24 protein-coding genes and 1 pseudogene are annotated in these 22,833 nt (G+C 52.7%); 16 read left to right on the plus strand and 9 right to left on the minus strand.

Features of this window, described 5'->3' with window-relative positions:
• Positions 1-64 precede the first annotated feature (64 nt).
• The 6 genes from ABDW13_RS17865 to ABDW13_RS17890 all read left to right on the plus strand — a co-directional run bounded on the left by ABDW13_RS17865 (position 65) and on the right by ABDW13_RS17890 (position 5,832).
• The gene (locus ABDW13_RS17865) at positions 65-1,561 is read left to right on the plus strand and encodes an FGGY family carbohydrate kinase (RefSeq protein WP_343553908.1); all 1,497 of its coding nucleotides are present in this window, start codon (positions 65-67) and stop codon (positions 1,559-1,561) included.
• Between the two features lie 3 nt (positions 1,562-1,564).
• Positions 1,565-2,599, plus strand: coding sequence for a zinc-dependent dehydrogenase (locus ABDW13_RS17870; RefSeq protein ID WP_343553909.1), 1,035 nt, complete (start codon positions 1,565-1,567; stop codon positions 2,597-2,599).
• A gap of 149 nt (positions 2,600-2,748) precedes the next feature.
• On the plus strand, positions 2,749-3,492 hold the full coding sequence (locus ABDW13_RS17875; protein WP_343553910.1) for a GntR family transcriptional regulator: 744 nt from the start codon (positions 2,749-2,751) through the stop codon (positions 3,490-3,492).
• Between the two features lie 5 nt (positions 3,493-3,497).
• Positions 3,498-4,337: a class II aldolase gene (locus tag ABDW13_RS17880; protein WP_343553911.1), complete on the plus strand. Its 840-nt coding sequence runs from the start codon at positions 3,498-3,500 to the stop codon at positions 4,335-4,337.
• 37 nt (positions 4,338-4,374) lie between these two features.
• A complete protein-coding gene (locus ABDW13_RS17885; RefSeq protein WP_343553912.1) occupies positions 4,375-4,644 on the plus strand; it encodes an HPr family phosphocarrier protein in 270 nt (89 codons plus the stop codon).
• Positions 4,645-4,782: 138 nt separating this feature from the next.
• A complete protein-coding gene (locus ABDW13_RS17890) occupies positions 4,783-5,832 on the plus strand; it encodes a galactitol-1-phosphate 5-dehydrogenase (protein ID WP_343553913.1) in 1,050 nt (349 codons plus the stop codon).
• Here ABDW13_RS17890 and ABDW13_RS17895 read toward each other — a convergent pair.
• Positions 5,829-6,794 carry an XdhC family protein gene (locus ABDW13_RS17895; protein ID WP_343553914.1) on the minus strand — a complete coding sequence of 322 codons (966 nt, stop codon included), beginning with the start codon at positions 6,792-6,794 and terminating at the stop codon, positions 5,829-5,831. The genes ABDW13_RS17890 and ABDW13_RS17895 overlap by 4 nt on opposite strands.
• Before the next feature lie 222 nt (positions 6,795-7,016).
• On the opposite strand from ABDW13_RS17895, the gene ABDW13_RS17900 reads away from it, so the two are divergent.
• The 4 genes from ABDW13_RS17900 to ABDW13_RS17915 are packed head-to-tail and all read left to right on the plus strand — an operon-like array spanning position 7,017 to position 11,677.
• Positions 7,017-7,475, plus strand: a complete 459-nt coding sequence (locus tag ABDW13_RS17900) for a (2Fe-2S)-binding protein (RefSeq protein WP_343553915.1) — start codon at positions 7,017-7,019, stop codon at positions 7,473-7,475.
• Positions 7,472-9,715, plus strand: coding sequence for a molybdopterin cofactor-binding domain-containing protein (locus ABDW13_RS17905; protein ID WP_343553916.1), 2,244 nt, complete (start codon positions 7,472-7,474; stop codon positions 9,713-9,715). Before ABDW13_RS17900 ends, ABDW13_RS17905 begins: the two co-directional genes overlap by 4 nt.
• Before the next feature lie 29 nt (positions 9,716-9,744).
• The gene (locus ABDW13_RS17910; RefSeq protein ID WP_343553917.1) at positions 9,745-11,097 is read left to right on the plus strand and encodes a cytochrome c; all 1,353 of its coding nucleotides are present in this window, start codon (positions 9,745-9,747) and stop codon (positions 11,095-11,097) included.
• A gap of 4 nt (positions 11,098-11,101) precedes the next feature.
• On the plus strand, positions 11,102-11,677 hold the full coding sequence (locus ABDW13_RS17915) for an NTP transferase domain-containing protein (RefSeq protein WP_343553918.1): 576 nt from the start codon (positions 11,102-11,104) through the stop codon (positions 11,675-11,677).
• Here ABDW13_RS17915 and ABDW13_RS17920 read toward each other — a convergent pair.
• On the minus strand, positions 11,674-12,567 hold the full coding sequence (locus ABDW13_RS17920; RefSeq protein WP_343553919.1) for a LysR family transcriptional regulator: 894 nt from the start codon (positions 12,565-12,567) through the stop codon (positions 11,674-11,676). The genes ABDW13_RS17915 and ABDW13_RS17920 overlap by 4 nt on opposite strands.
• 186 nt (positions 12,568-12,753) lie before the next feature.
• Between ABDW13_RS17920 and ABDW13_RS17925 the strand changes: the two genes are divergently transcribed.
• From ABDW13_RS17925 to ABDW13_RS17935, 3 genes are all read left to right on the plus strand, one after another.
• Positions 12,754-12,984, plus strand: coding sequence for a tautomerase family protein (locus tag ABDW13_RS17925; protein WP_343553920.1), 231 nt, complete (start codon positions 12,754-12,756; stop codon positions 12,982-12,984).
• Positions 12,985-13,007: 23 nt separating this feature from the next.
• The gene (locus ABDW13_RS17930) at positions 13,008-13,769 is read left to right on the plus strand and encodes a glucose 1-dehydrogenase (RefSeq protein ID WP_343553921.1); all 762 of its coding nucleotides are present in this window, start codon (positions 13,008-13,010) and stop codon (positions 13,767-13,769) included.
• Between the two features lie 125 nt (positions 13,770-13,894).
• A complete protein-coding gene (locus tag ABDW13_RS17935) occupies positions 13,895-14,299 on the plus strand; it encodes a cupin domain-containing protein (RefSeq protein WP_343553922.1) in 405 nt (134 codons plus the stop codon).
• Positions 14,300-14,357: 58 nt separating this feature from the next.
• On the opposite strand, the gene ABDW13_RS17940 is transcribed toward ABDW13_RS17935, so the two are convergent.
• The 3 genes from ABDW13_RS17940 to pth form a co-directional block, all read right to left on the minus strand.
• Complete coding sequence (locus ABDW13_RS17940; RefSeq protein ID WP_343553923.1) at positions 14,358-14,780, minus strand: DUF4174 domain-containing protein; 423 nt, start codon at positions 14,778-14,780, stop codon at positions 14,358-14,360.
• Between the two features lie 104 nt (positions 14,781-14,884).
• Positions 14,885-15,976, minus strand: a complete 1,092-nt coding sequence (ychF, locus tag ABDW13_RS17945) for a redox-regulated ATPase YchF (RefSeq protein WP_343553924.1) — start codon at positions 15,974-15,976, stop codon at positions 14,885-14,887.
• A gap of 111 nt (positions 15,977-16,087) precedes the next feature.
• On the minus strand, positions 16,088-16,675 hold the full coding sequence (gene pth, locus ABDW13_RS17950) for an aminoacyl-tRNA hydrolase (protein WP_176971697.1): 588 nt from the start codon (positions 16,673-16,675) through the stop codon (positions 16,088-16,090).
• 263 nt (positions 16,676-16,938) lie between these two features.
• On the opposite strand from pth, the gene ychH reads away from it, so the two are divergent.
• Entirely contained in the window at positions 16,939-17,214 is a 276-nt protein-coding gene (gene ychH, locus ABDW13_RS17955) for a stress-induced protein YchH (protein WP_343553925.1), read from the plus strand.
• On the opposite strand, the gene ABDW13_RS17960 is transcribed toward ychH, so the two are convergent.
• The 4 genes from ABDW13_RS17960 to lolB form a co-directional block, all read right to left on the minus strand.
• On the minus strand, positions 17,211-18,386 hold the full coding sequence (locus ABDW13_RS17960) for a GGDEF domain-containing protein (protein WP_343553926.1): 1,176 nt from the start codon (positions 18,384-18,386) through the stop codon (positions 17,211-17,213). The genes ychH and ABDW13_RS17960 overlap by 4 nt on opposite strands.
• Before the next feature lie 226 nt (positions 18,387-18,612).
• Positions 18,613-19,560 carry a ribose-phosphate diphosphokinase gene (gene prs, locus ABDW13_RS17965; RefSeq protein ID WP_006118899.1) on the minus strand — a complete coding sequence of 316 codons (948 nt, stop codon included), beginning with the start codon at positions 19,558-19,560 and terminating at the stop codon, positions 18,613-18,615.
• Positions 19,561-19,696: 136 nt separating this feature from the next.
• On the minus strand, positions 19,697-20,554 hold the full coding sequence (ispE, locus tag ABDW13_RS17970; protein WP_343553927.1) for a 4-(cytidine 5'-diphospho)-2-C-methyl-D-erythritol kinase: 858 nt from the start codon (positions 20,552-20,554) through the stop codon (positions 19,697-19,699).
• The gene (lolB, locus tag ABDW13_RS17975; protein WP_343553930.1) at positions 20,551-21,174 is read right to left on the minus strand and encodes a lipoprotein insertase outer membrane protein LolB; all 624 of its coding nucleotides are present in this window, start codon (positions 21,172-21,174) and stop codon (positions 20,551-20,553) included. The genes ispE and lolB overlap by 4 nt, the downstream gene beginning before the upstream one ends.
• A 218-nt stretch (positions 21,175-21,392) precedes the next feature.
• On the opposite strand from lolB, the gene hemA reads away from it, so the two are divergent.
• Together hemA and prfA are read left to right on the plus strand one after the other, a co-directional pair.
• Entirely contained in the window at positions 21,393-22,649 is a 1,257-nt protein-coding gene (gene hemA, locus ABDW13_RS17980; protein WP_343553928.1) for a glutamyl-tRNA reductase, read from the plus strand.
• Between the two features lie 41 nt (positions 22,650-22,690).
• Positions 22,691-22,833: pseudogene (prfA, locus tag ABDW13_RS17985) on the plus strand (peptide chain release factor 1); the annotation flags it as partial.

The following is a 22,833-nucleotide window of genomic DNA, read 5'->3' on the forward strand; positions in this document are numbered from 1 at the left end:
AGGCAGAGTGGTATTTCCCTTCTTTCTTAATCATTGATGATATTCCCTGCCTGAGGGGAGAGATATGTACGCGATTGGCATAGATGTTGGAACCACCAATTGCAAGGTCTGCTTATATCGCATCGCAGATCTGGCATTAATTAAAAAGCACAGTTTCATTACGCCAAAAAACAGTACGCAATATGGCAGTGATTTTGATATCGACCAGCTGTGGCTCGGTATCATCGCCGGTTTACGTGACATTGCCAGCGCGATTAACGATGCAGAAAATATCGTCAGCGTTTCTGTCGCCAGCGTCGGTGAAGCCGGTGTGTTGCTGGATGAAAACGATAATGTGATTGGCCCGGTGATGACCTGGTACGATACTCGCACGCAACCGCAACTTGAGCAGGTTATTAGTCGCATCAGCGAAAGTCGGCTGTATGAAATTACCGGTATTCCGGCGCACAGCAATTACAGCCTGAATAAAATTTTGTGGCTAATGGAACACGCCAATAAGCAAAAGCCAGCGCACTGGCTGTGCATGGCGGAATATATTGCTTTCCGCCTCAGCGGCGTGAAGCGCGCAGAATATTCGCTGGCCTCCCGTACGCTGGCTTTTGATATTAGCGAGCAGGTTTGGTCGGCAGAGATTTGTTCGGCGCTGGATATTCCCTTGTCACTGTTCAGCCCGTTAGTCGCTGCGGGTGAACCGATTGGTCAGTTGCTTCCGGAGTTGTGTGCCATCACCGCAATTACGGCTGCACCCAATATTTCGATTGCCGGTCACGATCATATGGTGGGTTCAGTAGCGGTGGGCATCACCGATGAACAGCAGATCCTGAATTCGACCGGCACCACCGAAGGTTTGCTGGTGGTGCTAAATAAACCGTCGGCCACCGAACCGTACTTTCAATCACGCGTATCGAATGGTTCTCATGTGTTGCCGAATGCCTACACGCTTTACGCCTCGCTGCCATCGGCTGGCTACGCCATTGAGTGGTTCTCAAAACTGTTCAATCTGAAACCGGCGGATTTCAACTGCATGACGCATTGGTTGCTGGATAAAGGTGCGGCGACCACGCCAACCGACAGTTTTCTCATTCCCCATCTGCGTGGCAGCGGGCCGCCGAAAAGATCGATTTATGCCAAAGGATTGATTTACGGCGTGGAAGATAAAACCGATGCCGAAACGTTCCTGAAAGCGGTGTTTCACGGTCTGTGTTACGAGCTGCGCTTGCTGCTGGAAACCTATGAATCCTTAACCGGTTCGCACTGGAAATCGGTGATGGTGATTGGCGCGGCTTGCCAGAATCCATATTGGTTGCAACTCAAGGCGACCATTCTTAATCGCGAAATAGTGGCCTGCAACATACCCGAAGCGGTGAGTCGTGGTGCGGCATTGATCGGTGCGCAAGGCGCAGGATTTGAGCCGGGCAATCGCACCTTGCCGGAAGAGGCGCTGGTGCGTTATCAGCCCGACAACCAGGCCGCCACCGGTTTTGAGCGTGTTTATCAGCAGATCTATCAGCCGCTCTACCACACCAAAATGCACATTGAAAATCAGCTAAGCAGGACGTGAGCCATGAAAGCCAGTGTTTATTACGCCAAAAATGATATCCGCTACGAAGAGTTGCCGGTGCCTGAAATTGAGGACGGTGACATTTTATTGAAAATGAAAAGCTGTGGTCTGTGCGGCACCGACATTCATAAAGCGCAGCATCAAACCGTCACTGGCCCGGTGGTGTTAGGCCATGAAGTGGCGGCGGAAGTGGTGAAAGTGGGCAAACGGGTGACGCGTTTCCGTCCCGGCGATCGCGTGGTGACTGCCATCCATGTACCGTGTTTTAGCTGTCACTACTGCGACCGCGGCCATTTTACGCTGTGCGAACAGTTTAAACCCACCCACATCGAACCAGGCGGTTTTGCCGAGTACATCCGTTTGCCGGAGCTGCACGTTAAACATCTGACGCACAAAATTCCAGAAGGCGTGTCGTGGGAAAAAGCCGCGATGGTCGAGCCAATCGGTTGCTGTCTGCATGGCCTGAAACGAGCGGCAATTACGCCAGGTTGCAGCGTGCTAGTGATGGGGTCGGGCACCATCGGTCTGCTGAGCGCACAACTCAGCGCCATGATGGGCGCGTCGCAAGTCATTGTCTCCGACTTGTCACCGTTCAAACTGGAGCTGGCTTTGAAACTGGGGATTCACCATGCCATCAATCCGTCTACTGAAAATCTGGAAGCGCGCATCAGTGATATCACCGAAGGTTTAGGTGTCGATGTGGTGGTCATCGCTGCGGGCGTGTCTGCACTTCTGCCGCAAGCCATTAATTTGCTGCGACGCGGGGGACGCGTCGTCGTGTTCTCCCCGTTTGACCAGCACAACATGGTCAACATTGATGCGGCGCGTTTCTTCCGCGATGAAATCTCGGTGATTGGCACATATTCGCTTTCGTCGTATGAGATGCCGGAAGCGGTGGAGATTATTCGCCAAAACCGCATCAACGTGGATGAGATGATCACCCACACTTACCCGCTATCGCAGTTAGAGGAAGCCATCGAATTTGCGTCGAATCCGCATAACGACGTGTTGAAAGTCATCATGCAGATGGATGCGTAACAGTGACGATATTTCCTGATCTTACGTGCGGTTAAGGGCGTGGATTTTGTGAAGCAGATCGTTTGTGAAAGGCGGGAAATCAGGTTATGTTCGGGCGATACTTGTGCATAGTCGTACATAGACGATCTTAATTACTGAGGGAACATCGCATGAATACCGTTTTGAAAGACTCTGAAGTCCCGCTTTACCTTCAAGTCTCAGAGTGGATCCGTGAAAACATTTACAAGGGAGATCTCACCACCGGCGATCGCGTGCCATCTGAGAATCAGATCATGGAGATGCTTGGTGTCAGTCGCGGCACGGTAAAGAAAGCCGTCACCATGCTGGTGAATGAAGGTTTGCTGGTGCAAGTGCAGGGGAAGGGAACGTTCGTTAAAAGCGAAAATATCTCGTATTCGCTGGGTGAAGGATTGCTCTCCTTCGCGGAGTCGCTGGAAAGCCAGCATCTGCACTTTGAAACCCAGGTGATTGAATCACGGCTGGATGTGGCTTCTAAGCTGGTGGCGTCCAAATTAGGCATTGAAGTGGGCGCGCCGATTTTATATCTGAAACGTGTGCGCAGCGTCGAAGGCGAAAAGGTGATGCTGATCGAAAACCGCATCAATATTGCTTATTGCCCAGGCATTGAAGCGATCGATTTCAACAGCAATAACCTGTTCCCAACCATTGAAAGATTATCCGGCAAGAAGATCAGTTTCTCTGAAAGCCGCTACGCCGCAAAAATTATTGGTGCCGATCGCGGCCATTATTTAGAAGTGCATGAAGATGCACCGGTGCTGCATTTAGAACAGCTGGTATTTTTCCAACAAGATATGGCGATTGAGTTTGGCAATGTCTGGCTCAAATCCGACAAATATTATTTAGGTACGGTACTTCAACGAAGAGAGAGGTAAATGTTATGCCATTAGTAAACGGTAATATTCTGCTGAATAGCATTCAGGAGAAACGCGTGCTGGCCGGTGCATTTAATACCACCAATCTGGAAACCACTATTTCCATTCTGGATGCCATTGAGCGTTCAGGTTTACCCAATTTCATTCAGATTGCACCGACCAATGCCAAACTTTCTGGCTACGATTACATTTATGAAATCGTCAAAAAGCGCGCGGCCAGCATGGATGTGCCGATCAGCTTGCATCTCGATCACGGTAAAGAGCTCGATGATGTTAAACAGGCGGTACGCGCCGGTTTCACTTCGGTGATGATTGACGGTGCTGAATTGCCATTTGAAGAGAATATTGCCTTTACTAAAGCAGCGGTGGATTTCTGTAAATCGTTTGGCGTGCCGGTGGAAGCGGAACTGGGCGCGATTTTGGGTAAAGAGGACGACCACGTCAGTGAAGCGGATTGTAAAACCGATCCGCAGCAGGTGTTGCGCTTCGTGCAGGAAACCGGCTGTAGCATGCTGGCAGTTTCGGTTGGAAACGTGCACGGCTTAGAAGATATTCCACGTATTGATATCCCGTTGTTAAAAGAGATTGCTGCAATCTGTCCGGTGCCATTAGTGATTCATGGTGGTTCAGGGATTGATGAAGCGATTATTCGCAGCTTCGTGAAATACAACGTGGTGAAAGTCAATATTGCCAGCGATTTGCGCAAAGCGTTTATTACTTCCGTGGGCCGCGCCTGGACAGAAAATAATAATGAAGCCAATCTGGCTCGTGTGATGACCAGCGCCAAAGCAGCGGTGGAAGCCGATGTGTTTAGCAAAATCCAAATGATGAATCGCGCTTCCTGATATTAATAAAAGAAAACCTGCACATCGGGATTTAAAAATGATTAAAGAAAATATACGTGTCGTTAATAGCACGGGCCTCCACGCGCGCCCGGCTGCCACGCTGATTAAAGCCGTCAAGAAATATCAGTCATCGGTGATGTTGGTGAATAATGGCAAAACCATCGAGTTAAAGGGATTAATGAGCGTGCTCGGCGCTGGCGTCAAGGGTAATTCTAATATTGAGATTATCTGTGAAGGCAGCGACGAACATGATGCCATGAGTGAAATTAAAGGTTTATTTGCCAGCGGGTTTGGTGAGAAAGAGTAATTAAGTTAAATAGCGCGTATTTGTAGCGGCGCGATTTATCGCGTTCAGTTGATTTTTAAAGATCAATACAACGCAATAAATTGCGCCGCTACGGAATGTGCGGTGTTTGAAAATGCTATTTATCCAAGGTAATACATCATGAAAGCCCTCAACTTATATGGCAAACAAGATGTCAGATTTGAAGATGTGCCGATGTTGCTTATTAAGCACGATGATGACGTGATAATTAAAGTAAATACCGCGGGAATATGCGGCTCTGATATTTCGCGCTTTGGCAAAATTGGCTCCTATAATCCCGGTTTGACCTGGGGACATGAGTTCTCCGGTACCGTGGCAGAAGTGGGTAAAAATGTCGCTGGCTTCCGTCCCGGCGATCGGGTGATTGGTTGTCCGTGTTTTCCCTGCCATCATTGCGAATTTTGCCAGCAAAGCCAGTTTTCCAAATGCATCGAATTGAAGGTGCTCGGCGGCCATCACCAAGGCGCGTTTGCCGAATATGTACGTTTGCCTGCGGCGAATGTGGTGGCGATTCCCGAGGGATTGGATTTCGCCGCCGCCAGCTTTGTTGAACCGTCGGCGGTGGTGGTGCATGGGCTGGATCAAGTCAGCATCCAACCGCACAGCCGCGTGGTGATTGTTGGCTGCGGCACCATTGGTTTGTTAGCGGTGCAGTGGACGCGCATTTACGGTGCCGCCAACGTCTTTGCTTGTGATACCGATGACTTCAAACTGGCGATGGCGTTAGAAACTGGCGCTGATGCCGCGTTTAACGTCAGCGATGCTGATTTCGCCCAGCGCTTTGCTGCGGCAACAGCAGGGAGAGGTTGCGATGTGGTGGTTGAATCATCGGGCAATGCGCGCGGCATCGTGAATGCCATGAATTTGGCCAACAAGGGCGGCACAGTGCTGTTATTGGGCATTCCTTATGGCGATGTGGCATTTGATCGCACTAGCTTTGAAAAAATCATCCGTAACGAATTAGTGGTGCGCGGTTCCTGGAATTCGCTATCGGCACCGTTTCCGGGTAAGGAGTGGCAAATGTCGCTGGATTATATGCAGAAAGGCCAACTCAATCCCGCGCCGCTAATAACCCATCGCATTGGTATGCATCAAGCGCCTGCGCTATTTCCACAACTCTATAATCGCGAGTTTGATTTTATTAAAGTGCTGATTGACGTTGCCGGTTAATGGCGCTGGTTTTTGCAGCGAATAATATCCGCCATCACCGCAATCGCTATTTCAGCCGGAGTTTTACTGGCGATATCCAATCCAATTGGCGCATGGATGCGCGCCAGATCCTGCGCCGAGAAATCGCCGATGCGCTGTAATCGTTCCAGTCGTCCCTGGCTGTTTTTCATTGAACCCATCGCACCGATATAAAACGCATCAGTGTTAATTGCTTCCATCATGGTTAAATCATCAATCCGCGGATCGTGGGTGACCGAAATAATGGCGGTGTTAGCGTGGCTTGGATGCTGTTCTAAATAGCTGGCGGGGAATTGCGTGATCAAGGTGATATCGGCATGCAGGCTGCTGGCGAAATTGTCGCGCACTTCCTGGCGATGCTCACATACAAGAGTTTCAAAGCCTAACGACAGCGCATAATTGGCGCAAAACAGCGCCACGCTGGAGAGGCCGGCAATGATAATGCGTGGCGGTGCCGCCAGAATTAATTCAACCTGGGTGGCGCTGTAATGGGCGATGGTCGAACTTGACCACTCACAAGGCTGCAATGACGGGCAGGCATCAGGCAGCACCAGCGTTTTTTTCAGCGTCAGTGCGCCGCGCAACGCGTGCAGCATCTGCTCGAAATACTCGACGCTGCTTGAACCCGCAGCTAAATGCTCAATCAGAATATCCAACCTGCCGCCGCACGGCAGCGCCTGGCTTGGCGTTAAGCCACCGTCGCCATAGCGCACAATCTGCGCCGGTTGATCAAACTGCGCGCTGGCAATGCGATCAATAAAATCCTCTTCTATACATCCACCTGACAGCGAACCGACATAGCGGCCATCGGCTTGCAACACCATCATGGTGCCTGGCGGACGCGGCGACGAGCCAAAGGTGCTCAGCACGGTACAGAGCCACACATCGTTGTCTTCAGCCCAATGCCGGGCGCGGGTTAATACCTGAATATCGAGATTTTGCACCCATCAATCCTAATCAATATTGGAGGAAAACCGGCTTGCAGATGCGCGACGAATAAATTTTAAGCCGCATTTGCAGCTTAGCACTCATAGCCATAATTAATGAGTGGCTATCTGTGAATAGCGTTATGAGGAAATCTCATCAAAATCAGCCAGGATTAATTGTTATAACTCCCAATATTTGTGCGGATAAAGCGCGTTGCTCAATGTCGTGACTGGAGAACTATGAAACTTCAAATCAATAACCAAACGCTTGAGGTTGATGCTGAAGGGGATACGCCGCTGCTGTGGGTGATCCGCGATGATCTTGGCATGACCGGCACTAAATATGGCTGCGGACTTTCGCAGTGCGGCGCTTGTTCGGTGCTGGTCGACGGGCAAGTGGTGCGCTCCTGCGTGACGCCGGTCGAGCAGGTGGTGGGAAAAACCATTACCACCATAGAAGCGATTGAGAGTGATGAGGTTGGCAAACGCGTGGTGCAGGCGTGGATGCAGCATCAGGTACCGCAATGCGGCTACTGTCAATCCGGCCAGGTAATGGCGGCGACCGCGCTGCTAAAACAAGTGGCGCATCCATCTGATGAAGAGATCGTGGCGGCGATGATTAACCTGTGTCGCTGCGGCACGTACAACGCGATTAGCGCAGCGATTCATGACGTGGCGCAGCAGGGAGGTGAAGCATGAACCTCCCTGAAACGCTTCTGCAAACCTTAACCTCTGAACAACCGCACAACCTTTCTCGTCGTCGATTTTTACTCAGCGTGGCTGGCACTGCGGCGGGCGCTTTTGTGCTGGGCCTCGGATTGCCGATTGGCGAGGCGCGCGCGCAAGGGACCGCTGCTGCGCCTGCTGGCACGCGCGTACCAGCTTTTCTGGAAATCCGCCCCGATAACACCATCCGCTTTTTAAGCCCGTTCGTCGAAGGCGGACAAGGGATCTTTACCGGCATGGCGCAGATCGTGGGCGAAGAATTGGATGCCGATCCGGCCAGCTTCGTGGTGGAAAATGCCCCGGCGGATGCGCAATACAAAGTGATGGATTCGGGGATGCGCATCACCGGCGGCAGCATGTCGGTGCGCATGAGTTACAACACTATGCGACGACTCGGCGCGTCAGCTCGACAGATGCTGCTGCAAGCCGCCGCGTTGGAAATGCAGGTGCCGATTGGCAATCTGATTACCGAACCTGGCAAAGTGATCGATCCGGCGTCTGGCCGTTCGATTAACTACGGCGATCTGGCGCAGCGTGCGCTGGATATGCCGGTGCCCGATCCCGCCAGCGTGAAGCTCAAAGATCCGGCGCAATTCCGCTGGATTGGTAAGCCGGTTAAGCGGCTGGATGTGTATGCCAAATCCACCGGTCAGGCGATTTACAGCATTGATATTAAAGTCGATAACATGCTGCAAGCGGCGGTCCAGCACGCGCCACGCCTCGGGTTGAATGTTGGACAGATTCGCAATGAAGCGCAGGTCACTGCCATGAACGGCGTGCATTCGGTGCATCGACTGCCCGGCGCAGTGGCAGTAGTGGCAGAACGTTGGTGGCATGCCAAACGCGCGGCGGAAGCGTTACAAGTGGAGTGGCTTGAACCGCCGGAAGATCAGCGCGATCGCTATATGCCTGCCGACTTCTCTTCCGATGCCCACGCCGAGCAACTGGCAAAAGAGCCGGGCGAGGGCGCAGATGCTGAAGTTAAAGGCGATAGCGTCAACGCGATGAAAAATGCCCATAGCACGCTGGAAGCCACTTATCACAGCCAGTACCTCAATCATGCCCAGTTAGAACCGCCTTCTGCGCTGGCGCGCTTTAATGAGGATGGTTCGCTGGAGTTGTGGATGCCGAATCAGGCACCGGAAATGTTCCAGGCGGATGCGGCGAAACGCACCGGCTTGCCTGCGGAAAAGATCTTCATCCACTCTCCGCTGCTCGGCGGTTTCTTTGGTCGCCACTTCGTTTACGACACCGCGATGGTCTATCCGCAAGCCATTGCGCTCGCCAAAGCTGTCGGACGTCCGGTGAAAGTCATCTGGAGCCGGGAAGAAGAATTCTTGCGCGATACCCATCGTCCGATGGCGGCGGTGCGTTTCCGTGCCGGGCTGGATGCGGAGGGCTATCCGCTGGCGCTGGAAGCGGTCAGTATCACGGAAGGCCCAACTGAAGGTATCGCCGGGAAGCAGGGCGCGAAAATGGACGATTCCGCCGTTGAAGGTTTGACCGGCAAAGCTTACGCCATCCCCAATCGCCGCATTGCGCAGCTGTATAAAAAAGGCCCGGTGATGCTCGGTTATTGGCGCTCGGTGGGCAATTCGATGAACGATTTCCTCTACGAAAGCTTCCTTGATGAGATTGCCGCGAAAGGCGAGAAAGATCCGTTCGATTTGCGCCTGCATCTGTTGCGCGATAATCCACGCTTGACCAACCTGCTGCATGCCGTGGCGGATTTGTCAGGCGGCTGGAAACCGGGGCCGTTCCAGGCGGCAGATGGATCAACGCGCGCACGTGGTATTGCGATGGCATCACCGTTCGGCACCGAAGCGGCGGCGATCGCGGAAGTATCGATCAAAAATGGGCAAGTGATGGTGCATGACGTGTGGGAAGCCATCGATCCGGGCAGCATCGTCAATCCGGCCATCGTCAAAGCGCAGGTTAACAGCGCAGCGGCGCTGGGATTATCGCAAGTGTTGCTGGAAGAGTGCGTGTATCAACAGGGTAAACCGCTGGCACGCAACTATGATCTGTATCCGATTCTGCCCGCTTCGCGCATGGCTAAGGTGCACGTTCGCATCGTTGAAAGTGGTGAAAAAATGGGTGGCATTGGCGAGCCTCCGCTGCCTGCCGTACCGCCTGCGGTGGCGAATGCAGTGTTCCGTTTGACCGGCAAACGCGCGCGCAGTATGCCGTTATCACGCCATGATTTCACCTAACCCACCACGACGAACCTGAGGGATTGAGCATGTTGAAACGCAGGATTTCGCTGTGGTTATTGGCGATTATCATCATTGTGCTGGCCGCGGTGTTGTATGCGACGCGCACGCCAAAATCGGTATTCGATGGCCAAGCCGCGCTGGCAACGCCCAATGCCGACGTGTTGAAGCGCGGCGAATATGTGGCACGACTCAGCGATTGTGTGGCGTGCCACAGCACGCCAGACAGCGCGCCATTTTCCGGTGGCTTAAAAATGGCCACGCCGGTCGGCAACATCTACACCAGCAACATCACGCCTGACGACGCCACCGGGATTGGCCGCTACACGCTGGCGGATTTTGATCGTGCAGTGCGCAAAGGCGTGGCAAAAGATGGGCATCGTCTTTATCCCGCCATGCCGTTTCCTTCTTATGCCAAGTTGAACGATCAGGATGTGCAGGATCTCTACGCGTGGTTTAAGCATCAGGTTAAACCGGTGAATCAGGCAAACAAGGAATCAGACATTCCGTGGCCGCTGAATATGCGCTGGCCGCTGGCGTTCTGGAGTGGCGCGTTTGCTCCCACTGCAACATGGCAAGCCAATGCCCAGCAGGATGAGTTGTGGAATCGCGGCGCTTATATCGTTGAAGGGCCGGGACATTGTGGTAGCTGCCATACGCCGCGCGGTCTGGCATTCAACGAGAAAGGCCTGGACAGCAGCAGCCCCGATTTCCTTGCGGGCGCATTGCTGGATGGTTGGTACGCGCCAAGTTTACGCGGGGACAGCAACACCGGCATGGCGCGCTGGAGCGAAGATGATGTGGTGGCGTTCCTAAAAACTGGCCGTAATCAGCATGGCGTGGTGTTTGGTTCAATGGCCGACGCCTTCAATAACTCGACGCAGTTCATGAGTGATAACGATTTAAAAGCCATCGCGCATTATCTCAAGGCATTGCCGGCCGGCAGCAACAATCAGCCGGTCAATTTCAATTGGCAATATCAGGATTCCAGCAGCAAGCTGGCACTGCCCGCACGCTTACACACGCCGGGCGCGCAGACCTTTATTGCGCGTTGCAGCAGCTGCCACAGCCCAGATGGCAAAGGACAAGCGCCGTGGATCTCCCCGCTGGCGGGTGCGACATCAATGATGGTGGATGATGCTTCGGCGATTAACGTGACGCTGAACGGTTCAGCTCGCGTGGTAGCCGATGGCATGCCGGATGCTTATCGCATGCCGCCGTTCCGCAAACAGCTTTCAGATCAAGAGATGGCGGATGTGCTGACCTTTATCCGCACTTCGTGGGGCAATAATGGCAGTGCGGTGAAACCCGAAAGCGTCAAGGCGCTGCGTGAGCGCACCGATCCCGCCAGCAGTAACGTCATCATCTTGCAGATGCGTTAACCTGATGAAAGATATAAGCATCGGCATTGTGATTCTGGCGGCGGGCAAAGGCACGCGCTATCGGCTTAGCGGCGGGCGCGGGCATAAACTGTTGGCGCTTCACGCTGATGCGGCTGGGAATGTGCAGCCGCTGATTGCCTTAACGCTGCACAACGCGAGTCAAAGCGGACTGCCGGTGGCGTTGGTCTGTCATCCTGAGGCGTCTGAAATCCAGGCGATTGCGGCAAGCTATCAGGCGCAAATCATCCGCTACGCCAGCAACGGCAGCGGCGAGACCATCGCGGCGGGCGTGCGCGCCACCGCCGACTGGGACGGTTGGCTTATTCTGCCAGGGGATATGGGCTGGGTCACCGCCGACGATATTCAACAAGTGGCAAGGGCGCTGCAAAGCGGCGCACAGCAGGCGCGTCTGTGCTGGCAGGATAAACCGGGGCATCCGGTGGGATTCGCCAAACAATATCAGCATGCGTTGACACAACTTAATGGTGATAGCGGGGCGAAAGGATTACTCGATCGCGATGTTCTGGTGACGCTGGCAGCAGCGGAACGTGCGATCCGAGATGCTGATTTTGCCGATTAATTCCGATAGCGCAGCGCTTCGATCACTAGCGAGAATGCTTTGGACGAGCCGCGCCGGTTGGGATAGTAAATGTGCAAGCCTTCCCAATACGGCGTCCACTCTTCCATGACATTGATTAATTGGCCTGATTGCAAATAAGGCGCCGCCAGTTCTTCCGGAACGTGTGCCAGGCCAAATCCTGCCACTGCGGCTTTGACGATCTGGAAAATGCTGTGGAAAATAATCTGGCCTTCAACGCGTGCCGTGACTTCTCGGCCATCTTTCTCAAACTCCCACACGTAGAAGCCACCATGAACCGGCAGGCGAAGATTGATGCATTGGTGCTTGAGCAAATCCTGCGGTGACGTCGGCAGGTTTTTACCGGCAAAGTAGTCGGGCGATCCGACCACCAGAAAACGCATATCTGGACCGATACGCGCCGAAATCATGCCGCTGGCCAATTGGTCGCCCAAGCGCACGCCAGCGTCATAACGTTTTTCCACAATATCGGTAAGACCGTAATCATTGACGAACTCAATATTGATGTCGGGATAGGTGTGCATTAACGGCGCCAGCTTCGGCCAGAGAATAGTTTCAATAGCGAAGTCGGTGGCTGAAATACGGATGGTGCCCGCCGGATGCTCTTTTTTGTCGTGTAACGCGGCCAGCTCGCTATAAATATCATCAAATTTCGGTGCAAGGCTGGCTAGCAACTGCTCACCGATTTCTGTCGGTGAAACACTGCGCGTGGTGCGCGTTAATAAGCGCACGCCCATCTTAGTTTCCAGCGAGCGCATGGTATGGCTCAAGGCGGATTGCGAGACACCCAACTGTGCTGCTGCTCGGGTAAAACTTTGTTCACGCGCAACAGTGACAAATGCCACCAAATCATTGAGATTGTCTCGGGCCATATTTTTCGCTCCTGTACTCGGTGCGACTGATATTAACAATATATTTTCAGCAGTGTCTATGAACTTGATAAAGCAGAAAATATCGATTGATGATGATTCCTCATAACTCTATTCATTCAGTGACGCTTATCGCCGGCATTTAATCACGCTATGTTGATTACATGTCATTTGGATAGAGGAATGTTTATGCCACATATTATTGTTAAAATTGTCGGCCAGTCGGAAGAGAATAAAACAGCAATCGCTCAAGCATTGAGTGAAACGTTAATTAACGCATTTGGCATTAATGAATCTTCTATTTCTGTGTCGATTGAGGATGTATTAAAAGAGAACTGGATCGAAGCGGTTTATAAGCCGGATATTCTCGCTAAGTCCAACGAACTCTATAAAAAACCCGGTTACGACCCGCTGTACTAATTAACTGAATCAGGAAATACACTATGCATTATTCATTTAACGGTCAGGTGGCGTTGGTTACCGGTGCTGCATCGGGAATGGGCTTGGCTGCTGCCAACGCTTTTGCGGCGGCTGGCGCTGCGGTGGTGCTGGTTGATATTAATCAACAGGCGGTTACTCACGCCGCAGCCGAACTCACTGCGGCAGGATACGATGCCATTGGTATTGGCTGTAATGTCGCCAATATCGATGAAGTGAAAGCCATGGTTGATCAGGCAGTCGCCACTTTTGGACGCATTGATGCGGCTTTTAATAATGCTGGCGTGCAGAGCCCGGTCGCTGAAACAGCCATCGCCGATCCGGCAGATTATGACTTCGTAATGGATGTGAATTTGCGTGGCATCTGGAACTGCATGAAGTACCAACTAATCCAGATGAAGAAGCAGGGCAGTGGCGCCATCGTCAATAACTCCTCGCTGGGTGGTTTGGTCGGGATAGCGGAACGCGGCATTTACCATGCATCAAAACATGGCGTGGTGGGATTAACCAAAAGCGCCGGTTTGGAATACGCCGCGCAAAACATCCGCATTAATGCGGTTTGCCCGGGAATCATTGAAACGCCGATGGTTGCTGGCATGTTAGAAAGCCAGCCCGAAGCGATGGCTGAAATGATGAAAGACGTGCCGATTAAACGGCTGGGCCGTGCTGAGGAGATTGCCGATGCGGTGCTGTGGCTGTGCAGCCCTCAATCCAGCTTCGTTATTGGTCACGCATTACCGGTTGATGGTGGCTACACTGTGCGTTAACGCATCGTGGAGAACAATATTGATGATTATTCCTCATAAATGCATTCAGGTTTAGAGGGTTAATGCGCATCAATCCCTCAGGCATACTGGACTCCAACAACAGGCAAAATGTTTAAGGAAACGAGATGACGACTATCAACAAAACCGGCGCACAAGCATCCATGGTTGGCCCAGAAGACTGGTTTACCGGCACCGTACGCATTGATCCACTGTTTGCCGCGGATGAAAATGCGCGTGCCAGCGCCGGCCATGTGACGTTTGAGCCGGGCGCACGCACCGCGTGGCATACCCATCCATTGGGGCAGCGCTTGATCGTGACGTCCGGTTTTGGCTATGTGCAAACCTGGGGTGAGCCGGCGCGTGAAATTCGTCCGGGCGACGTGGTGTGTATTCCAGCACACGAAAAGCATTGGCACGGCGCGAGCGCAACCACCGCGATGACGCACATCGCGATTCAGGAAGCGCAGGATGGCAAAGTGGTTGAGTGGCTGGAGCATGTTTCCGATGAGCAGTATGGCGATACTGAATAAGCCATAAATCACGTTATGCGATTAAGCCTGGGAATCCTGTTCTCAGGCTTTTACTCTTTCACTTCTGACCGGCTTTACGCATTGGCATTTGGTCGATAGTCGATAGCAACACTTCCGAACTCAATGGCGTTGTTTCGCGCAGTTTTATCCCGCCATCTTTACCCACCAATACCACAGCAAAACCTTCGGGTTTGAGTTGTGAACGCAGCACGCCATTTTCCGCTGGCGTGGTATCACTCAGCACCACAATATCGCGGTCGGCAAGTTGGTCGGCGTTGTTTCTTAACATCGCCATTTGGCTAATATAATTGGCATCTGTTTTTGACGGCGCAAAAATTACCAGCGGACGCATGTTCCATTGGTACTGATTTAGGTTGGCGGTGCTTGGGGTTAAATCCTGAAATAAAGGCGGTTCGTCGGCTTGCGCTGTATGAATAATGGTAAGAAACAGGGCCGGAATTAATAGGGTGATTCGCAACATGATCGTCTCCCGTAATTAATGAGCCTTTTAAGCATAGTGGAAGATAATCAGGTGCCAGAAACAAAAAATCCACGCAGAAGCGTGGATTTTTTCAGGCAGAATATTTAGACGTTGAACAGGAAGTTCATCACGTCGCCATCTTTAACGATGTATTCTTTACCTTCTGAACGCATTTTGCCGGCTTCTTTCGCGCCTTGTTCACCTTTGAACGCCACGAAATCGTCAAATGCGATGGTTTGCGCGCGGATAAAGCCTTTCTCGAAGTCGGTGTGGATTTTACCGGCCGCTTGTGGCGCGGTCGCACCGACAGGAATGGTCCATGCACGCACTTCTTTCACGCCCGCGGTGAAGTAAGTTTGCAGGTTCAGCAAAGCATAACCGGCGCGGATCACACGGTTAAGACCTGGCTCTTCCAGACCCAATTCCGCCATGAACTCGTCGCGCTCATCATCTTCCAGCTCGGCGATGTCAGATTCAACCGCAGCACACACCGGAACCACCACAGAACCTTCGGCTTCCGCAATCGCACGGACTTGATCGAGATACGGGTTGTTTTCAAAACCGTCTTCGCTGACGTTAGCAATGTACATGGTCGGCTTCAGCGTCAGGAAGCTCAAATAGCGGATGGCGGCTTTTTCGTCAGCATCCAGATCCAGTGCACGCAACATGCCGGCTTCGGAAAGGTGCGGCAGGCATTTTTCCAGCGCGGCCAGTTCGGCTTTAGCATCTTTGTCGCCGCCTTTGGCTTTCTTCTGGCAACGCTGAATCGCGCGCTCACAGGTATCAAGATCCGACAGCGCCAACTCGGTGTTAATCACATCAATATCTTCGGCTGGGTTAACTTTACCCGCAACGTGGATGATGTTGTCATTTTCGAAGCAGCGCACCACATGACCGATGGCTTCGGTTTCACGGATGTTGGTCAGGAACTTGTTGCCCAAACCTTCGCCTTTCGATGCGCCTTCCACTAAACCGGCGATATCGACGAATTCCATGGTGGTTGGCACCACGCGCTGTGGCTTAACAATCTCGCTCAGTTGATCGAGGCGCAGATCGGGCATTGGCACCACACCGGTGTTTGGCTCGATGGTGCAGAACGGAAAGTTGGCTGCTTCGATACCCGCTTTGGTCAGCGCGTTGAACAGGGTGGATTTACCGACGTTCGGCAGGCCCACAATACCGCATTTAAATCCCATGGTCTGATTACCTTTCTCACTGAGTGCGCGACGCTGCGAAACAGCGCCGACAGATTCAAAAAATTTCGCGCATTATACACAGAATTGCCTTCTGCGGCGCGGGAATTGGCCTTAGCCCGCCTTGAAGGCGTGCAGGCGATTCATCGCCTTAATTTTGTCTTCTTTTAGCCACAGCTCGGTGCAGCGCACCGCTTCATCTACTGCGTCGTCTATCAGCTTTTGCTCGCTGGCCGGCGGCTTGCCCAGCACAAAGCCGGTGACTTTATTGCGATCGCCAGGATGACCGATGCCGACGCGCAGACGGTGAAAATTATTGTTGTTGCCCAATTTGCTGATGATGTCTTTCAGGCCGTTATGGCCGCCGTGGCCGCCGCCTTGTTTGAATTTCGCCACGCCCGGTGGTAAATCCAACTCATCGTGTGCCACCAAAATTTCTTCCGGCGCGATGCGATAAAAAGTCGCCATCGCTGCTACCGCTTTGCCGCTCAGGTTCATAAAGGTGGTCGGCACCAGCAAGCGCACATCTTCCCCCGCTAATGACAAGCGCGCGGTGTAGCCAAAGAATTTGGGTTCGTCTTTTAACGACTGATTGTTACGGCTGGCCAGTAAATCAACATACCAGGCGCCTGCGTTATGGCGTGTTGCGGCGTATTCAGCGCCGGGATTGGCTAGCCCCACAATCAGTTTAATGCTGCTCACAATGTTTATCCTGTCTTGCTGCGGAAAGGGCGATAGTTTACTGCCTGGCGACACGGATCACAAAGGCCATGCGCCACAGATAATGTCTCTGCGTGACTAATCAATTTCTATCGAAATCAAGGTTATGGCGGTAAAGATTTGTCAAAGGTTGTGAAGGATATGTGATCCTGTACGCAACTTAAGCGGCAACTATTGCCTAAGCTTATGGCTAGTTAACCATACGTGCTGTTTTGGTTTTATAGTCATATGGATGGAGGTGGATCATGAAACGTCAACAATGCCGCTATGTAGGTAATGGTTTGATGTGCTTAGGTTTACTGACGATGGTTCTGGGCGTCGGGTATTCCATTATCAATCAGCTTCCTTCTCTAAACTTGCCGCAATTCCTCGCGCATGGCGCCATGTTCAGCATCTTCGTGGGTGCATTGTTATGGCTGGTGGGTGCGCGCGTGAGCGGACGTGAAAGAGTTGAAGATCGTTATTACTGGCTGCGTCATTATGGCGACAAACGCTGCCGTCGCGATCACTCTTCGCATTAAGTCAGCACTGTTTCCTGCTGCGGCTGTAATGTTGCCTGATAACTTTCGGTGCGATTACGGCCGCTGGCTTTAGCGCGATACAGCGCTTCATCGGCCAACGCCAATAAAGGCGGGAAAGGTTGTCCCGGTTGCAACGCGGTAGCAAAGCCAATGCTGACGGTGTAACACACGTCGTTGGGCTGCGACAGCTGTGTCGCTAATCGAATACGTTCACAAGCGATTCGCGCTTGATCGCCATCGCCGGGGATAATCGCGGCAAACTCCTCACCGCCCAAACGGGCAAAATGACTTTCCTGCGGCAATAACGCCTGCACCACCAAACAAAAATCCACTAAAACCTGGTCACCTTGCTGATGACCATAGCGATCGTTAATGCTTTTGAAATGGTCTAAATCGAATAGCACTGCATTATAGATAAACGGTTGAGCGGGGCGCGTGCTGCGTTGCACCATTTTGTCCGCTTGTTCAAACAACGCGCGGCGGTTCCACACGCTGGTCAACGGATCGCGCAGCGATGCCAATTTGTGCGCAATTTGCGTACGTTCATTGACCATCGCCAGAATGGTGAATGTCAGGCCAATCACAAATAAGATTGATTCCAGTATTACGTAGACTGAGAAACTCGAACCGGCAATTGCGCCGTGCACCGGCGTAGCCACCGCATCATCCAGAAAGATGCGCGCCACGTGAAATAACAGGTGAATCCACAGCAGAATTTGTGCCGGCCAAAACGTCACGGTGAGGCTTGCGCGCACGCGCCACAACAAGCGGATTAACGCGCCGGTGTAGATAATGCACAGCAAACAGATCACTAAAACGCGTTTGGGTTGGCTGTAATAGAATTCCGGGAAGATGCAGAGGATCGCCCACAAGAGTGCGCCGCCTAGCCAACTGAGTCCAAGCGGTTTTCCGCAGAATAAACGGAAGGCATTGAGCAAATTGCCGTAAGCCAGTAGCAGTAGAACATTGCCCATCGCGACCGGTAAAAATTGGAATCCGCCGCTGCGCAAGCTGCTGAGCAGCACCGTGGCGAACGTGAGAACTAACGCTAATGTGGTGCAGCCCAGCACGCGGTCATATTGCGCGCCGACCCACGCAAATACCAAAATAATGCTTAAAAACCCCAGCACGTAGAGCTCGCAAACAAACAGCGTATACATGTCGAGGGGCATAGTGGTCGGAGCTCTTGAAAAAAAGTGTCAAGAAAAATACCACTAATCAATGGACCGCTAAAGGGCGGCAATGCGCACGGAATGAAAATAGTGAATGGCAGCGAAAATTGCGGATTTTAACGAAATTTATCGCGTGAATATCAGTGGCAACAGCGGCTTAATCGGTGGGAATTCATCATCTACGATAAAGAAAAACCGGGCACTGGGCCCGGTTTCATGCGATGAATTAATGCTCAAACATCGCGGAGATCGATTCTTCGTTGCTGATACGACGAATCGCTTCGGCCAGCATGCCAGACAGCGTTAAGGTACGCACGTTTGGCAGTGACTTCATCTCTTCAGACAGCGGAATGGTATCGCATACAATCACCTGATCGATAACTGACTTACGCAGGTTTTCAACCGCGTTGCCAGAGAAGATTGGGTGAGTTGCATAGGCGAATACGCGTTTCGCGCCGCGCTCTTTCAACGCTTCAGCCGCTTTGCACAGCGTACCGCCGGTGTCGATCATATCGTCGACCAGTACACAGTCACGACCTGCAACGTCACCAATGATGTGCATCACCTGAGAAACGTTCGCGCGCGGGCGACGCTTGTCGATGATAGCCATATCGGTATCGTTGAGCAGTTTAGCGATAGCACGGGCACGCACTACGCCACCAATGTCTGGAGAAACAACGATTGGGTTTTCCAGACCAATCTGCAGCATATCTTCCAGCAAAATTGGGCTACCAAATACGTTATCCACCGGGACATCAAAGAAGCCCTGAATCTGTTCAGCATGCAGGTCAACGGTGAGAACACGGTCAACACCCACGCTGGAAAGGAAATCGGCAACCACTTTGGCGGTGATCGGCACACGAGCAGAACGCACACGGCGATCCTGACGCGCATAGCCAAAATAAGGAATAACAGCAGTAATACGACCAGCAGAAGCCCGACGCAATGCGTCGACCATCACAACCAGCTCCATCAGATTATCGTTGGTGGGGGCACAGGTGGACTGGATGATGAAAATATCACCACCGCGTACATTTTCGTTGATCTGTACACTTACTTCACCATCACTGAAACGGCCAACAGCGGCGTCTCCGAGGCTAGTGTAAAGGCGGTTGGCAATACGTTGTGCTAGTTCCGGGGTGGCGTTACCAGCAAATAGCTTCATATCAGGCACGAGAAGAACCTCAGGCTTGGCGTCCAGAGAATGAACGGCTCTAGAGTAACCGGCGAATACCAAAGAGCATGTTCATACGGGTGTGTTAATGCGCCACGTGCAGTGTCTGGAACGAGTGACACTGTCACGTTAACGCTTAGAGCCCAGAAAGTGTGCGCTGCAACGGCGAGAGATTAAGCCCGCGCGCCACAAATCCGCAAATCCATTTCGGGGCAAGCTCCAGCACCTGACGTGCGTCGGACTCGGTGTCAAATTCAGCAAACACACAAGCTCCGGTCCCAGTCAGGCGCGACGGCGCGTATTCTAGCAGCCAGGAAAGCAGCGCATCAACCTTACGAAAACGTTTTCTTGCCACAGCCTCACAATCATTGTGAAAAGGACGCTGTAACAGTTCATCTAATGTGCGGATTGGTGAATCACGCGTCAGATCCGGATCGCGGAACAAATCGGGTGTGGCGATGCTCACGCCCGGATGCGCCACCAGATACCATTTTTCCGCAGGATTGGCTGGCTGCAACTGCTCGCCAACACCTTCGGCAAAGGCCGCGTGACCGCGCACAAACACCGGTACATCTGCACCCAATTTGATGCCAATCGTCGCAAGCTCATCGACGCTGAGATCGGTTTGCCACAGATGATTTAAGGCAACCAGCACGGTTGCGGCATCGGATGAACCGCCGCCCAATCCGCCGCCCATCGGCAAACTCTTTTCCAGCGCGATGGTGGCGCCGGCTTGCGCAGGAAGGGTTCCGCGCTCGGTGGCAGCGGCTTTCAACGCCTGTGCGGCACGCACAATCAGGTTCTGTTCATCTGGCACGCCATCGAGCGGCGTCAGTAACGTAATCTTGCCACTGTTATCCGGGATGATTTCCAGCGTGTCGCCGTAATCAAGAAACTGAAACAGGGTTTGCAGATTGTGGTAGCCGTCAGTACGACGGCCAGTGATATACAAAAAGAGATTCAGCTTTGCTGGCGCGGGCCACGTGGTGATCATTGTGTGGTCCAGCTATCCATGCGCAGTTTGATACGTTGCCCGCCTTCGGTCAGCTCCAGATTCGCCGGCAGCGGTGGATTCACTTTGCTGTCGTAATCGTTGATTTTGACCTGCCATTGCTGGCCGTTGCGGCTGTAGTTCACGCTTTGCAGCTGATAATTACTGTTCAGCTGATAATCGCTGGCATCGCCCGGCAAGCCCATCATCCACTGACGCAGATTCGCTAGCGGGATATCCATGCCGGTCAACTGCGAAATCATCTTCTCGGCGTCATTGCTGACGTAACGCTTGCCTTTGTTATCGACGATCTGCACCACAGAACCTTGCGCATCGAGCTGCAATTCGGTGCTGCCGAGCGGATTGGTTAACAGCAGGCGATAACGATCGGCGGCGGTTTGCTGCCAGTTAAAGCGTGCATAGACTTTTTGTTTATCAGAAAGATAAGCGAAGGCGCCGCGCGTCTGATATTGGCTAATTTTGGCGACAGCTTGCTGATGCTGCTGCCATTGTGGTGACGTGGTGCTTGGGCCCGGACCTTGTGGTTTGTTAATGGTACATGCAGCCAGTAACACGCTGGCAAGGGGTAAAAGGCGCAGTAACTTGCGCGGGGGCAAATGCATCACGTGGTCATCTCCTCAGACACGTTTTTACTTCGTAACCGGTAACGCTAACCATCCGCAGGTAAGCCGTCAATGGCGATGTAGCGATAATTGCGCACGATCAGTTTAATCTTATTACAGTCATAGGCTTTGTATGGCTTTTCTTGACCTGTGGCATCTTGTAGAATGCGCTGCACAAAACCCTGACAATTATTGGGATATCCCAACCCGAATTCACCATGACGCTGCTAGCCCTCGGAATCAACCACAAAACTGCCCCAGTTGCGCTGCGCGAACGCGTTGCGTTTACACCCGACACGCTGGAACAGGCGCTGAATAGCCTGCTGTCTCAGCCGATGGTGCAGAGTGGCGTGGTTCTCTCAACCTGTAACCGGACGGAACTCTACCTGAGTGTAGAGCAGCAAACCGATTTGCAGGAGAAGCTGGTGCAGTGGCTGTGTGCGTATCACGACCTGCGTGAAGAAGATGTGCGAGCCAGTTTGTATTGGCATCACGATAACGCGGCGGTCAGCCACTTGATGCGTGTTGCCAGCGGCCTCGATTCGCTGGTGTTGGGTGAACCGCAGATTTTAGGTCAGGTAAAAAAAGCGTTTGCTGATTCATCACGCGATCACGCGTTGAGCAGCGAACTGGAGCGCATGTTCCAGAAAACTTTCTCTGTCGCTAAACGCGTGCGCACCGAAACCGAAATTGGTGCCAGCGCAGTATCGGTCGCTTTTGCCGCCTGTTCTCTGGCTCGTCAAATCTTTGAATCGCTTAGCACCGTCAATGTGCTGCTGGTTGGCGCTGGTGAAACCATCGAATTGGTGGCGCGCCATCTGCGTGAACATTCGGTGAAGAAGCTGATGATTGCTAACCGCACGCGCGAACGTGCGCAGTTGCTGGCCGATGAAGTGGGCGCGGAAGTGATTGGGCTGGGCGATATCGAAACCCGCCTGGCCGATGCCGACATTATTATCTCTTCCACCGCCAGCCCGCTGCCGATTATCGGCAAAGGCATGGTGGAGCGCGCGCTGAAAGCACGTCGCAATCAGCCAATGCTGCTGGTGGATATCGCCGTTCCGCGCGATGTCGAGCCCGAAGTGGGCAAACTGGCTAACGCCTATTTGTACAGCGTCGACGATCTGCAAGCCATCATCGAGCAGAACATGGCGCAGCGCAAAGCCGCCGCCGTGCAAGCTGAAAGCATTGTGGTGCAGGAAAGCGGCGAATTTATGGCCTGGCTGCGGGCACAAAGTGCCGTCGAAACCATTCGTGAATACCGGTCACAAGCCGATCAGGTGCGTGCCGAATTGCAGGAACGCGCACTTGCCGCGTTACAGCAAGGCGCTGACGCCGAAAAAGTATTGCAAGAGTTGGCGCATAAGCTGACCAACCGTTTAATCCATGCTCCAACCAAATCACTGCAGCAGGCCGCACGCGACGGCGATAGCGAACGCCTGCAGATCTTACGTGACAGCCTCGGTTTAGAGTAATCTAGCCGGTCACGACCTATCACTGGGATACCCGCTATTACATGAAGAGTTCTATTGTTGCCAAGCTGGAAGCGCTCCAGGAACGCCACGAGGAAGTGGAAGCGTTGCTGGGCGATGCCGGCGTGATTGCCGATCAGGATCGTTTCCGTGCGTTATCACGCGAATATGCCCAGCTTAGCGACGT

It is taken from the genome of Pantoea sp., from assembly GCF_039594315.1.
Lineage (GTDB): Bacteria > Pseudomonadota > Gammaproteobacteria > Enterobacterales > Enterobacteriaceae > Pantoea.